General features: G+C 71.9%; 11 protein-coding genes. 6 read left to right on the forward strand and 5 right to left on the reverse strand.

Annotation, left to right across the window (positions count from 1 at the left end):
• Complete coding sequence (locus tag J7U46_RS18160) at positions 1-1,242, forward strand: serine hydrolase domain-containing protein (RefSeq protein ID WP_282828372.1); 1,242 nt, start codon at positions 1-3, stop codon at positions 1,240-1,242.
• 9 nt (positions 1,243-1,251) lie between these two features.
• On the opposite strand, the gene J7U46_RS18165 is transcribed toward J7U46_RS18160, so the two are convergent.
• From J7U46_RS18165 to J7U46_RS18175, 3 genes are read right to left on the reverse strand one after another with little or no spacing between them, the layout of a single operon-like run.
• The gene (locus J7U46_RS18165; RefSeq protein WP_282828375.1) at positions 1,252-1,929 is read right to left on the reverse strand and encodes an ABC transporter ATP-binding protein; all 678 of its coding nucleotides are present in this window, start codon (positions 1,927-1,929) and stop codon (positions 1,252-1,254) included.
• A gap of 19 nt (positions 1,930-1,948) precedes the next feature.
• Positions 1,949-3,241: an efflux RND transporter periplasmic adaptor subunit gene (locus J7U46_RS18170; protein WP_282828377.1), complete on the reverse strand. Its 1,293-nt coding sequence runs from the start codon at positions 3,239-3,241 to the stop codon at positions 1,949-1,951.
• Between the two features lie 2 nt (positions 3,242-3,243).
• The gene (locus J7U46_RS18175) at positions 3,244-5,679 is read right to left on the reverse strand and encodes an FtsX-like permease family protein (protein WP_282828379.1); all 2,436 of its coding nucleotides are present in this window, start codon (positions 5,677-5,679) and stop codon (positions 3,244-3,246) included.
• A gap of 162 nt (positions 5,680-5,841) precedes the next feature.
• Between J7U46_RS18175 and J7U46_RS18180 the strand changes: the two genes are divergently transcribed.
• The 5 genes from J7U46_RS18180 to J7U46_RS18200 all read left to right on the forward strand — a co-directional run bounded on the left by J7U46_RS18180 (position 5,842) and on the right by J7U46_RS18200 (position 10,046).
• Positions 5,842-7,164, forward strand: a complete 1,323-nt coding sequence (locus J7U46_RS18180) for a sigma-54 dependent transcriptional regulator (protein WP_282828381.1) — start codon at positions 5,842-5,844, stop codon at positions 7,162-7,164.
• Positions 7,154-8,371: an ATP-binding protein gene (locus J7U46_RS18185; RefSeq protein ID WP_282828384.1), complete on the forward strand. Its 1,218-nt coding sequence runs from the start codon at positions 7,154-7,156 to the stop codon at positions 8,369-8,371. Before J7U46_RS18180 ends, J7U46_RS18185 begins: the two co-directional genes overlap by 11 nt.
• 71 nt (positions 8,372-8,442) lie before the next feature.
• Positions 8,443-8,949, forward strand: coding sequence for a hypothetical protein (locus J7U46_RS18190; protein ID WP_282828386.1), 507 nt, complete (start codon positions 8,443-8,445; stop codon positions 8,947-8,949).
• A 104-nt stretch (positions 8,950-9,053) separates the two neighbouring features.
• Positions 9,054-9,425, forward strand: coding sequence for a VOC family protein (locus J7U46_RS18195; protein WP_282828388.1), 372 nt, complete (start codon positions 9,054-9,056; stop codon positions 9,423-9,425).
• A gap of 48 nt (positions 9,426-9,473) precedes the next feature.
• The gene (locus tag J7U46_RS18200; RefSeq protein ID WP_282828390.1) at positions 9,474-10,046 is read left to right on the forward strand and encodes a nucleotidyltransferase family protein; all 573 of its coding nucleotides are present in this window, start codon (positions 9,474-9,476) and stop codon (positions 10,044-10,046) included.
• A gap of 15 nt (positions 10,047-10,061) precedes the next feature.
• Here J7U46_RS18200 and J7U46_RS18205 read toward each other — a convergent pair whose 3' ends face one another.
• Together J7U46_RS18205 and J7U46_RS18210 are read right to left on the reverse strand one after the other, a co-directional pair.
• Complete coding sequence (locus J7U46_RS18205) at positions 10,062-11,654, reverse strand: bifunctional hydroxymethylpyrimidine kinase/phosphomethylpyrimidine kinase (protein WP_282828392.1); 1,593 nt, start codon at positions 11,652-11,654, stop codon at positions 10,062-10,064.
• Positions 11,655-11,832: 178 nt separating this feature from the next.
• Complete coding sequence (locus J7U46_RS18210; RefSeq protein WP_282828394.1) at positions 11,833-12,639, reverse strand: thiazole synthase; 807 nt, start codon at positions 12,637-12,639, stop codon at positions 11,833-11,835.
• Between the last annotated feature and the right edge of the window lie 2 nt (positions 12,640-12,641).

Here is a 12,641-nt window from a genome sequence, read left to right on the forward strand (position 1 = left end):
ATGAATTCGAGCCTCAAGCCGTGGCGCCGGCGCGCCCTGCTGTGGACGGCCGTTGCTGTCGCAGCCTGGATCCTGCTCCGGATGTTCGAGCCGGTGCTGGGCTACAGCTTTGGCTGGCAGACCTGGCCGGCCCAGGCCGAGCCGGCGGTGCGCTGGGCCGACCCCGCCTGGCAGGACCCGGCGGCCGCGGCCGATGCCGCGCTCCTGAAGTCACGTCGGCAGCTCGATGCGCCGGCCTTGTCGGCCGCCGTGATGGTGAATGGTCAGCGCGTCTGGGCCGGCGCCGTGGGCATGGCGGATCTGGAGGCGCAAACGCCGGTCGACCTGGAGACGCGTTTTCGGCTGGGTAGCACCTCCAAGGCCGTCAATGGCTTCGCCCTTGGCCTCCTGATGGAGCACGGCCGCATCGACATCGACCAACCGCTGCGCACCTACCTGCCCGAGCTGCCGGCCGCCTACGAGGCCGTCACCACGCGGCAGGCGATCAGCCACCGGGCCGGCGTGCCGGACTATGGCTTCTGCCTGTGCTTCCCGATCTGGGAGCACCGCAACCAGCGCCACTTCACGGGCGTGCGCGAGGCGCTGGCCGTTTTCACGCAGCGGCCGTTGCTGTTCACGCCGGGCGAAGACTTCCGCTACAGCAGCTACGGCGCCAACCTGGCCGGGGCGGCCATCGAGGTGGCGGCCCATCAGCCGTACACCGAGTTCGTCACCCGGTCGGTGTTCGGCCCCCTGGCCATGAGCCACAGCGGGTTCGACATCAAGGCCGCCGTCGACCCGCACCGTGCCGCCTTCTACGAGGTGGCCGAGGGCCGCTACAAGCCGGCCGATCCGGTGGACAACAGCATCCGCTACCCCTCCGGCGGCATGCTGTCCACGCCGTCCGACATGCTGCTGCTGGGCCGTGCCTGGTTCGAGGGCGAACTGCTCAGCCCGGCCAGCCGCGCGCAGCTGTTGACGGTGCAGCCGCTGAAGAACGGCAAGCCCAACCCGCAGGGCTATGCGCTCGGCATGCGCGTGGCCGAGGGCCGGGAGCTGCTGGATGGGCAGGTCAAGACCCGCATGCTCAGCCACCATGGCACGGCCGTCGGCAGCACCTCGTACTTCGCCATCTTTCCCGAGTACGGCATGGTGGTGGCGGTGATGATGAACAAGGGTCAGGAGGACCTGAAGGCGCTGGCACCCGAGGCGCACAGGCTGGCGGAGATCTTCCTGGCCGCGCGGCTGTCGAGGAAGCCCTGAGCCTGGCGCTCAGGCCGCCAGCGCATCCACCAGCACCCGCCCGTCCAGCAGCCTCAGGCTGCGCGAGGCTTGTGCCGCATGCGCTTCGGAGTGCGTGACCATCACCAGCGTCGTGCCCTCGTCGTTGAGCTCGCGCAGGATGCGCATCACCTCCTCGCCGTGCAGGCTGTCGAGGTTGCCGGTGGGCTCGTCGGCCAGCAAGAGGGCGGGGCGGGCCACGATGGCGCGGGCGATGGCCACGCGCTGCTGCTGGCCGCCGGAGAGCTGCGAGGGCCGGTGGCCGGCGCGGTGGCTGAGGCCGAGGCGGGCCATGGCCTCGTCGACGCGCTGGCGCTGCTCGCGCGCCGAGAGATCGCCGTACTCCAGCGCGAGGGCAATGTTCTCGGCCACGCTCAGTTCGTCGAGCAGGTTGAAGCTCTGGAACACGAAGCCGATGCGGCCCCGGCGCAGCTTGCTGAGCCGGGCCTCGCTCCAGCCGGCCACGTTCTGGCCTTCGAACCAGTACTCGCCGCTGCTGGCCGCATCGAGCAGGCCGAGGATGCCGAGCAAGGTGGACTTGCCGCAGCCCGAGGGCCCGGTGATGGCCAGGTACTCACCGGCCTCGATGTCGAGGTGGATGCGGTCCAGCGCCGTGGTCTCCACCTCGCCGGTCTGGTAGGTCTTGGAGAGATTGCGGATCTTGAACATGGGGTTCTCTTTCTGAAGCTCAGGGTTGCAGGCGCAGGCTTTGCGCCGTGGCAAAGGGGCGGTAGCTTGAAATGATGACGCGCTCGCCGGGCGCGAGGCCACCCAGCACCTCGATCAGTCCGGCGGCGCGCCGGCCCAGGCGCACGGGGCGGCGCTGCGCCTCGCGGCCGGCGGCATCGAGCACGAAGACCCAGGCGCCGCCGCTCTCGACGTAGAAGGGGCCGTCGCCCAGCAGCAGGGCCGGGCTGCTCGCGCCCAGCGCGAGCCGGCAATCCAGGTTCTGGCCCACCTGCAGGGCCGGCGGCGCGGCGTCGAAGCCCAGCTCGACGCTGAAGCGGCCGTCTTTGACCTGGGGGTCGATGCGGGCCACGCTCAGCGCATGGACCTGGCCGCCGAGCTCGACGCTGGAGGGCTGGCCGACGGCGATGCGGCCCAGGTAGAACTCGTCAACCCGGGTGACCAACTTGAAGTTCGCGGCACTGTCGATGCGCCCCAGGCGGGCGCCGGGGTGGACGGTCTCGCCCACCTGCAGGCTGAACCCGGTCAGGCGGCCGTCGGCCGGTGCGCGCACGCTCAACGCATCGGTGCTGGCGCGCTGGGACTGCAGGCGCCGCTCCAAGCCCTGCACCGCGCGCTCCATCTCGCGCAGCGATTGCTCGCGCGTGGCCAGCTCGGCGGCGCCGTCGGCCTGGAGCTGGGCCAGCAGGCGCTGCTGCTGCGCCAGCAGCTCGGCCGACTCTTGCAGTGCTGCCGGCGACACGAAGCCGGCGTTCGCGAGCTCGGCCGTGCGCCCGTGGTTGCGGCGCCCGGCGGCCAGCTCGAACTCGGCCTGCGTCAGCGCGCGGCGCTGCGCCGCCCGCGCGGCCATCCATTGCGAGCGCAGGCTGGAGAGATTGGCCAGCTGCTGGGCCACTTCGGCCGAACGGGCCAGCAGCTCCTGCTCGCGCTGCGGGCTGGAGAGCCGGAACATCAGCTGGCCGCGCGTCAGCGTGGCGCCGTCATTGACCAGCACGGACTCGACCCGGCCGTCCTCGACCGAATCCAGCAGCACCGATTGCAGGGGCGCCACGCTGGCCCGGCTGACCAGGTCGTCGCGGAACTGGCCGGCCTGCACCGTGCTCAAGTCCACGTCGGACAGGCGCACCGGCGCGCCCAGCGACAGCAGCGGCAGGCCCTGCCACAGCAGCAGGCCGAGCAAGCTGGCGCCGCCTGCCGCGAGCGCGGCGCGGCGCTGCCAGCGCGGCCGGCTGGTCAGTGGCCGGTCCATCGCGGCGCCGCTGTGGGGCGGCGGATGCAGGGGGCTGACGCTCATCGTCATTGCAGGGCCAGCACAGGCCGCAGCGCCAGGGCCCGCCGCAACTGCCTGAGCGTGGACAGGGCGGTCAGCAGACCCAGCAGGACGATGGCCATCACCAGCGGCCACGGGCCCAGCGGCGCCTGGGCCACGAACTCGCGCAGATAGAGCTGCCCGGCCCACCAGGCCAGCGGCAGCCCCAGCGCGCAGCCGGCCAGCACCACGGCGGCAAACTCGCGCATCAGGAGCGCGAGGATGGCGCCATGGCCGGCGCCATGCAGCTTGCGCAGCACGATCTCGCGGGTGCGCAGGCGCAAGGTGTAGGTGGCCAGGGCATAGATGCCGACGCTGGCCATCAGCAGGGCGATACCGCCTGCGGTGGCGATCAGCCAGCCCAGGCGCCGGTCGTCCTCATACTGGCGCGCCAGCTGCTGGGCGACGGTCAGGGTCTCGACGACCGTGTCGCCGGCCCATTGCTGCAGCAGCGGAGCCAGCGCGGCGCGGGTGGCGGCCGGGTCGCTGCTGCGCAGGCTGACCGTGCCCAGGCGGCCGGTGCGGGGCTCGAACAGCGCGGGCTGGTGCGGCTCCCGAGTGCTCTCCAGGCGGATGTCCTCGATCACGGCCACCACCTGACGCGGCGCCTCCCAGTAGCGCGCGCCATCCAGCGTCTGGCCGATGGCGGCCGCCGGGCTGGCGAAACCGAGCGCGGCCACGGCCGAGCGCTCCAGCACCACGCCTTGCTTGTCTTCGGCCAGGTGGTCGCTGGAGAGCCTGCCGGCCACCAGGGGAACGCCGTAGAACTCGAAGAAGCCGGGGCCTACCTCGTTGCCGACGCGCAGCGACACCGGCCCCCGAGTGGTCTTGAACTCGGCGACGTTGGACATGAAGTTGCGCCCCGGGATGTCGCGGCTGCTGGTCACCGCCTGCACGCCCGGCAGGCGTTGCAGGCGCTGCCAGAGGGCCGGGTACTCCTCGTCGCCCCGGCCCTGCGGCAGGTCGAAGGCCAGCCGGCCATCGACCTGGATGCCCAGATCGCGGCGGCCCGCATACTCGTTCTGCCACAGCACGGTGCAGGCCAGGGCCACCAGGGCGGCGGCAGCGGCAAACTGCAGGAGGGTCAGGCCGCGGCGCAGCCAGCGTCCGGCCGGGCCCTCGCTGTGCTGGCGACCGGCCAGCGAGGCGGCGCAGGGCACGCGCAGGGCGATGCCGGCGAGCGGCGCACCGGTCAGCAGGCCCAGCAGCAGGCACAGGACAGCGACGCCCGCGATATTGCCCAGGCCCAGCAGCGGGGTGTCGAAGCGATGGCCGACCAGGCTCTCGAAGCCCGGCGCGGCCCACCAGGCGAATAGCAGGCCCAGGGCGCCGGAGAGCAGGGCCACCAGCGCGGCTTCACCGAGGAACTGGGCCGTCAACTGCCGGGCGCTGGCGCCCAACGATTTGCGCAGGCCGATCTCGCGCTGGCGGCGCAGCGTGCGCACGCTGGAGATGTTGACGAAGTTGATGGCCGCCAGCAGCAGCGCCGCCAGCGCTGCCACCCCGAGGCTCAGCATCTGAAGACGGCGCAGCGGGCTGCCGGCGCCACGCCAGCCGTACTCGCTGAACGTGATGGCGCGGAAGTAGCCGGCCTTGCCGCCGCCGGCCAGGAAGTCGGCCGGCATCTGCGGCGGCAGCGGCTGGGCGTCCAGCAGGGCCTGCGCGCGCTCGGCCAGCTCGGTGGGCGTGGCGCCGGGCGCGAGCTTGGCGAACAGTGAGGAGCCGCCCCACCACCAGTTGAGCATCTGGGCCTCGGCGGCCCGGGCCGGCGGAGAGCCGAAGCCGGCCAGCACCTCGTAGCGGCCCAGCATGCTGTTGCGGCTGGGCTCGGCCAGCAGGGCCTGGACCGTCAGGGTGATCTCGAACGGTCCCTCCGGGCCCTGGCCATAGACCTGCACCTGGCGCCCCAGCACCTCGCGGCGGCTGCCGAACAGACGCTCGGCCGCCGCCTCCGTGAGGGCCAGGCCTTCGGGGCTGGCGAGCGCCGCCTTCAGGTCGCCGGCCAGCACCTGGATGGGGAACAGCTCGGGCAAGGCCGGATCGGCCAGCACCACCTGCATCTGCGCGGCCCGCTGGCCGGCCCGCAGACCCACTTGCACATTGCGCGCACGGGCCATGGCCTGCAGCGGCGCATGGCTGTCCTTCAGGCCCTGGGCCAGCGCGCCGGCCGGCACCGAATCGAACCATTCGCTGTGCCGGCCGCCGGGGCCGCGCACCCGCCATTCAAAGCTGATCAGGCGGTCGGCATCGGGCAAGGCGGCGTCGGTCCAGAGCTTGTCGCGCGCAAAGGCGCCGGCCAGCACCGTCATGGCAATGGCGACGGCCAGGCCGATCACGACGATGGCGGCATAGCCCGGGTCGCTGATCAGCTGGCGCCAGCCCACGCGCAGCTGGCGGGAGAGTGAAGGGAGATGGAGGCTCATGCCGGTGTTCTGTGCAAATACCGGGCCAGCGTTGAAGGCCTGGCGGATCAGGCACTTGGCCTCGGTGGATGGGCATGCTGTCCGCTCCCGGACAGGGGCTACTGTCCGGATCCGGACAGTCGATTGCCGCCGCCGCGCCGGCCCTGCTATGGTCGCGCTCCGATGACAGACGCCCGCATCCTCGTGCTCGACGACGACCCCGACGTGGGCACTGCCGCGCGCCTGCTTTTGCGGCGTCGCTTCGGCAGCGTCGAGTTGCTGAACCGCCCGGCCGAGCTGCTGCCGCAGCTGGAGCGCGGCCCGGCCGATGTGCTCTTGCTCGACATGAACTTCACGCCCGGCCGCTCCGATGGCGAGGAGGGCCTGCGGCTCTTGCGCCAGGTGCTGAGCCGCAACGATGCGCCGGCCGTGGTCATGATGACCGCCTATGCCGAGATCGACCTGGCGGTGCAGGCCTTGAAGCTCGGCGCCTTCGACTTCATCACCAAGCCCTGGGACAACCAGAAGCTCGTGGCCACAGTCAACGCCGCACTGGCCAGCCGCCAGCCGCGTGCGGCGGCGAGCAGCGACAGCCTGCTGCTCGGCGACTCGGCGTCCATGCGCGAGCTGCGCGCCCTGATCGCCAGCGTCGCGCCCACCGAGGCCAATGTGCTGGTGCTGGGTGAGATGGGCTCGGGCAAGGAGCTGGTGGCGCAGGAGATCCATGCCCGCTCCCGGCGGGCGGGCCAAGCCTTTCTGGCCGTGGACCTCGGCGCCCTGCCCGAGACGACGCTGGAGAGCGAGCTTTTCGGCCATCGGCGCGGCAGCTTCACCGATGCGCGCGCGGACCGGCCCGGCCGCTTCCAGGCGGCGCAGGGCGGCACGATTTTTCTGGACGAGATCGGCAACCTGCCGCTGCAGCACCAGGCCAAGCTCCTGACCGCGCTGGAGCGTCGCGAGGTCACGGCGCTCGGCGCGGACCGGGCCGAGGCCATCGACGTGCGCGTGGTCAGCGCCACCAACCTGAGCGAGCGCGAGCTGTTCGATGCGCAGCGCTTCCGGCCCGATCTCCTGTACCGGCTCAACACCATCGTCTTGCGCGTGCCGCCGCTGCGCGAGCGGCGCGATGACATTCCGCTGCTGGCCCATCACTACCTTGGAAAATACGCGTCCCAGTACGACAAGCCGCCGCGTCCGCTGTCCGATGCGGCCCTGGAAGCGCTGCAGCGCCACGACTGGCACGGCAATGTGCGTGCGCTGCGCCATGCCTGCGAGCGGGCCGTGATCCTGGCGAACGGCGCGCGCTTCGAGCCCGCCGATTTCTCCTTGCAGGGACCGCCGGCCGCCGCTGACGTCATGCCCCGCATGGCCTCGATGAACGAGCGTGAGCGGGCGGCGCTGGACGAGGCGTTGCACGAATCGCAGGGCAATATCAGCCAGGCCGCGCGCCTGCTGGGCCTGAGCCGCGCGGCGCTGTACCGGCGGATGGAAAAGCATGGACTTTGAGCGCCTGACCCGTCGCCGCCGTGCCCAGGTCGCGCTGGGCAGCCTGCTGCTGATGCTGGCCGCCGTGGGCGCCACGCGCTGGGCAGATGCGCCGCGCTGGCTGGCCTTGGCCCTGCTGCTGGGGCTGGCCGGATTGTTGCTCGCCTGGCGTGGCCTCGCCGGCCTGCGGGCGGGGCCGGCTGCGGCGGCCCCGCTCCCCGCTTTTGCCGAGGACAGCGAGCGCCAGGCCCAGCGCCTGGTGCTGCTGGAGAGCCAGCTGGCCCAGGTGCCCGTGGCCTTGTGGACGCAGTCCGCCGGTGGCGAGGTGAAGCCGCTCAATGCCCGGGCCCACCGGCTGATCGCCCCCGGCGGCGCGCTGGACCGCAGCGAGCTGCTGGCCCGTCTCGCGGCCTCCCGGGGCGCTGCCGGCCATGAGCTCCTGCGCGTGGCCACCGAGCGGGGCAGCGAGCGCTGGCTGCTGGCCGGCAGTGCCCTGAACCTGGCCGGCGCCCAGACACGCCTGCTGGCCCTGATGCCGGTGGAAAGCGAGCTGGAGGCCGAGACGCTGCGCGCCTGGCGCCAGCTGGTGCATGTGCTGACGCACGAGATCATGAACTCGCTGACGCCCATCGCCTCGCTCTCGCGCACCGCGCAGGAGCTGGTGGCGGAGTCCAATGCGCCCGATCCCGATCTCACGCTGGCGCTGGAGGCCGTGGCCCGGCGTGCCGAGTCGCTGGCCCGCTTCGTCACCGACTACCGCCAGGTCAGCGACTGGCCCGAGCCCCGCTTCGAGGTGGTAGAGCTGCGCGCCTTGCTGGACCGGCTGGAGGCCCTGGTCGGCGAGAGCTGGCGCGCGCGCGGCGGCACGGCCCGCTTCGAGCTCGACGAAGCCACGCTCAGCCTGCGCGCCGATGCCGGCCAGCTGGAGCAGGTGCTGCTGAACCTGATCAAGAACGCCGCCGATGCCACCGCCGGCCTGGCCGCGCCCAGCCTGCAGCTGAGCGCCCGCCAGGTGCGCGGCGGCCGCCTGCAGATCAGCGTGCAGGACAACGGCCCCGGCGTGCCGCCGGGCCTGGAAGCCGACATCTTTCTGCCCTTCTTCAGCGCCCGCCCGGGCGGCTCCGGCATCGGCCTCGCCGTGGTGCGCAACCTCGTGCACGGCATGGGCGGCACGGTGCGCTGCCTGCGGCCGCTGGGTGGCGGCGGCCTGTTCGTGCTGAGCTTCTGAGACTGGTCAGGCCCGGGCCGTCCTGGCATGCTGGGCCGGCCCTCGCGCATGCCCGGGGGCCGGAGATCTTCATGCGCAAAGCGATCGTCAGCTTGTTGGGAGTCCTGGCCATGAGCCTCACATCGATGGCAGGCGCCCAGCCTGCAGCCCCTGCCTGCGAGGGCGCGGAACACCGCGCCTTCGACTTCTGGCTGGGTGAATGGAATGTCCATGTGGCCGGCGGCAAGCTGGCCGGTACCAACTCCATCAAGCGCGAGATCGGCGGCTGCGTGCTGCATGAGCGCTATGACACGGGGCGCGGCTACAGCGGCGAGAGCTTCAACATCTACGATGCGCCCCGCAAGCTCTGGCACCAGACCTGGGTCGACTCCAGCGGCCTGCTGCTGGTGCTCGAGGGCGGCCTGCGCGAGGGCCGCATGGTGCTGGAAGGCCAGACCACCGGTGGCGACGGCAAAGTGACCCGCCACCGCATCAGCTGGACGCCGCAGGCCGATGGCAGCGTGCGCCAGCTGTGGGAGTCGACAGGCCCCTCCGGCGAATGGACCGTGGCCTTCGACGGGCGCTACACGCGGCGCTAGTCCCCGTAAGAAGGCAGCGCCGCTGCACCGGGACTTGCCTGTTCAGCGCCTTGCGGGCCTGGCATGCTCGCGCCTTGCCCAACACAAGCAGACAGGAGCAGCCCATGGAACTCGGCGCCTTTTCCATCAGCCTGGCGGTCAAGGACATCACCGCGTCGCAGGCTTTCTACGAGAAGCTCGGCTTCAAGGCCTTTGGCGGCAATGCAACGCAGCGCTGGCTGATACTCAAGAACGGCCCCCACGTGATCGGCCTGTTCCAGGGCATGTTCGAGAAGAACGTGCTGACCTTCAACCCCGGTTGGAACCAGGACGCGCAGGCGGTGGACCCGTTCACCGATGTGCGCGAGATCCAGCGCCAGCTGAAGGCGGCAGGCCTGCACCTGGCGAGCGAGGCGGACGAGGGCACGAGCGGCCCCGCAAGCCTGGTGGTCGTCGACCCCGACGGCAATCCTGTGCTCCTCGATCAACACCGCTGATCTGCCGCTGAAATTTTGAAACCTGCCGCCCCACCAGCACCTGGCCCGATGTCCGTCCATGAAGAGCGCCTGCGCGCGCTGGCCCTGCAATCGCCCTGGCTGATGGAAGGCCTGCGCGCCGCCCGCAGCCTGGGTCTCTCGTCCTGGTGCATAGGCGCGGGGGCGGTGCGCAACCTGGTGTGGGATTCGCTGCATGGCCGCAGCGGGCGGCCGGAGCTGGCCGACGTGGACCTGGTGTATTTCGATGCCCATTCGATGCAGGCCGGGTCGGAGCAGGCTTTGCAGCAGCGCCTGCAAGCGGTCTGCCCCGAACTGCCCTGGGAGGTCTGCAACCAGGCGCGGGTCCATCTGTGGTTCGAGGCGCACTTCGGCCATGCCGTGGCGCCGCTGCAGTCGCTTGAAGAATCGGTGGCCTGCTGGCCCGAGTACGCCACGGCCGTGGGCCTGTGGCTGGATGAGCGCGACGAGATCCAGGTGATCGCGCCGCATGGGCTGGATGATCTGTTCGGCTGCGTGGTGCGGCGCAACCCGCAGCGCGTCAGCAGCGAGACCTACCGCCAGCGCCTGGCGCAAAAGCGCTACGCCGAGCGCTGGCCGCAGGTGCGGGTGCACCCGGCCTGAAAAGCCATTGCGCCTTCAGGCCTCTTCGGCCAGGCTGGGCTGCGGCGGGCGCTGGGCCGGGCGGGCCAGCACGCGGCCGCTGACCCAGGCGTTCTGGTACTCGGGCAGGGTGGCCAGGGCCGAGTCCAGGCCGCGCACCAGGGCCACGCCCGAGGCCCCGGCGGCCGCGCAGTCGCGGGCCTGGGTGGGCGCGAGCACACCGCCAATCGCCACCACCGGCCGGCCGGCCATCAGCGACCACCAGGCCAGGTTGTCCATGCCCTGCGGATGCCAGGGCATGTCCTTGGTTGTCGTGGGCCAGACCGGGCCGCAGGCGATGTAGCTTGGCGCCAGGCCCCGTGCCCGTGCCAGCTCCCACAGGCTGTGGCTGGACAGGCCCAGCGCAATGCCGCTGTCCAGCAGCCAGCGCTGCTCGTCCGGACGCAGTGCGGCCCAGTCCTGCTGTCCGAGGTGCAGGTGGCGGGCGCCGGCCAGCACGGCGGCACGCCAGTGGTCGTTGATCCAGAGCCGGCTGCTGCGGCCCTGCACCGCCAGCAGCGCGGCGCGGATCTCTTCGGCCAGCGCGTCATCGCTGGCCGGGGCCTTGATGCGCAGCTGGATCTGAGGCACGCCGGCCTCGGCCAGCTGCACGACCCGCGCGGCCGATTCGCACAAGCCGTAGAGGCCCAGCTCCACCGGTTCGGCGGGATAGCGCAGCACATGCAGCCAGCGCGCTGGCGCCAGCGGGTCGAGTTCGGGGCCGAAGCTCATCACCGGCATGGCGCCGGGCTCCAGCACGAAGCTCGCTCGGGCGCGCACCGGGCCGGGCCCGCGGCCGGCGGCATGGCCGTCGCGCACGGCGCACCAGGTCAGCATCTTGGCCAGCACCACGGCATCGGGCAGGGCGAAGCCGCGGCTCAGCGCCGCCGCTGCCGCGCTGGCGAAGGTGCAGCCGGTGCCGTGGTGATGCCTGGCCGGCAGGCGCGGGCTGGCCAGCCAGCCGCTGGCCAGGTCGCTGTCGAGGTAGTCAAGGGCCAGGTCTTGCCCAGCGGGCGTGGAGAGATCATCGCCGCCGGTGATGCAGACGGCGCGGGCACCGGCCTCGCGCAGCCTGGCGGCGAGCTCGGGCAGGCTGTGGGTCTGCGGCGGCAGGGCCAGCAGGCGCTCGGCCTCCTGGCGGTTGGGCGTGATCAGGCTGGCGCGCGGCAGCAGCTGCTCGCGCAGGGCCTGCAGCATGGCCGTGTTGCCGAAGCTCAGGCCGCCGGCACTGGCGCCCAGCACCGGGTCGACGACCAGCGGGAGGCCGGGGTCGTCCCTGCGCATGCGGTCCAGCGTCTGCGCCACCAATTGCACGGTGGCGGCCGAGCCGAGCAGGCCGGTCTTGATGGCACGCGGCCACAGGTCGGCCGCCAGGGCCTCGAGCTGGGCCTCGATCTGCACCACCGGCAGCGGGCAGATGGCGCTGACGCCGCAGGAGTTCTGCGCCGTGACCGCCGCCACGACCGGGCACAGGTGCACGCCCAGGGCCTTGGCGGCGCCGCTGTCGGCCGTGAGGCCAGCGCCGCCGCCGCTGTCGCTGCCGGCGATGCTCCAGACGATGGGCGGATGGGGCTCCCTCGTCCAAGTCATGTGAGCCCCTCGCTCAGCGGGTACGCTGACCGATCCCCCGAGGGGAACGATGGCCGCGGCTCCAAGCTCGCCTGCGCGAGCTTGGACGGCCAGAGTGCCATCGGCCTCTGGCCGGTGGCGGGGGCCGGCTTGGGAGCGGCCCTGCGCTCGGCCCGAAGGCACGCTGTTTGCGAGACGCTCATTGTGCTTCTCCCAACAAGAACGCATGCCCGCTGACCGGCGTCGAGGCGCGCGCAAAGTCCTGCGGCGCCATCAGCCCGGCGCGGTAGGCCGTGCGGCCGGCGCGCACGGCTTCGGCGAAGCCGCCGGCCATGGCCACCGGGTCGCGGGCCTGGGACACGGCCGAGTTCAGCAGCACGGCGTCGAAGCCCAGTTCCAGCGCCTGGGCCGCCTGCGAGGGGGCGCCGAGGCCGGCGTCGATGATCAGGGTGGCGTCGGGCAAGCGCTCCCTGAGCGTGCGCAGGCCCGGCAGATTCAAGAGCCCCTGGCCCGAGCCAATTGGCGCGCCCCAGGGCATCAGCACGGCACAGCCGGCATCGAGCAGGCGGCGGCACAGCACCAGGTCTTCGGTGCAGTAGGGCAGGACCGTGAACCCGAGCTTGACCAGGCTGCGTGCCGCCTCCAGGAGCTCGAACGGATCGGGCTGCAAGGTGTGGGCATCGCCTATCACCTCGAGCTTGACCCAGGCCGTGCCATAGAGCTCGCGCGCCATGCAGGCGAGTTGCACGGCCTCGCGCGCCGTGTGGCAGCCGGCGGTGTTGGGCAGCAGGTGCGCGCCTTGCGCGCGGGCTGCCTGCAGGGCCAGGTCCACGAAGCCGTTGTCGCCGCCCTGGACGGTGCGCTTGAGGCCCAGGGTCACGAGCTGGCTGCCCGAAGCCTGGATGGCCGCGCCGAGCACGGCCGGGCTGGGATAGCCGGCCGTGCCGAGCAGCAGGCGGCTGCTCAGGCTGACGCCGGCAATGGTCAAGACATCGGTAGGGCTCATCC

It is taken from the genome of Pelomonas sp. V22, assembly GCF_030014915.1.
GTDB lineage: Bacteria > Pseudomonadota > Gammaproteobacteria > Burkholderiales > Burkholderiaceae_C > JAUASW01.

Excerpts from the sequence above, each read along its gene's own strand:
- J7U46_RS18175 (WP_282828379.1), bottom strand. The coding sequence starts at position 5,679 with ATGAGCCTCCATCTCCCTTCACTCTCCCGCCAGCTGCGCGTGGGCTGG.
- J7U46_RS18160 (WP_282828372.1), top strand. The coding sequence starts at position 1 with ATGAATTCGAGCCTCAAGCCGTGGCGCCGGCGCGCCCTGCTGTGGACG.
- J7U46_RS18210 (WP_282828394.1), bottom strand. The coding sequence starts at position 12,639 with ATGAGCCCTACCGATGTCTTGACCATTGCCGGCGTCAGCCTGAGCAGC.
- J7U46_RS18180 (WP_282828381.1), top strand. The coding sequence starts at position 5,842 with ATGACAGACGCCCGCATCCTCGTGCTCGACGACGACCCCGACGTGGGC.
- J7U46_RS18200 (WP_282828390.1), top strand. The coding sequence starts at position 9,474 with ATGTCCGTCCATGAAGAGCGCCTGCGCGCGCTGGCCCTGCAATCGCCC.
- J7U46_RS18205 (WP_282828392.1), bottom strand. The coding sequence starts at position 11,654 with ATGACTTGGACGAGGGAGCCCCATCCGCCCATCGTCTGGAGCATCGCC.
- J7U46_RS18185 (WP_282828384.1), top strand. The coding sequence starts at position 7,154 with ATGGACTTTGAGCGCCTGACCCGTCGCCGCCGTGCCCAGGTCGCGCTG.
- J7U46_RS18165 (WP_282828375.1), bottom strand. The coding sequence starts at position 1,929 with ATGTTCAAGATCCGCAATCTCTCCAAGACCTACCAGACCGGCGAGGTG.
- J7U46_RS18190 (WP_282828386.1), top strand. The coding sequence starts at position 8,443 with ATGCGCAAAGCGATCGTCAGCTTGTTGGGAGTCCTGGCCATGAGCCTC.
- J7U46_RS18170 (WP_282828377.1), bottom strand. The coding sequence starts at position 3,241 with ATGAGCGTCAGCCCCCTGCATCCGCCGCCCCACAGCGGCGCCGCGATG.
- J7U46_RS18195 (WP_282828388.1), top strand. The coding sequence starts at position 9,054 with ATGGAACTCGGCGCCTTTTCCATCAGCCTGGCGGTCAAGGACATCACC.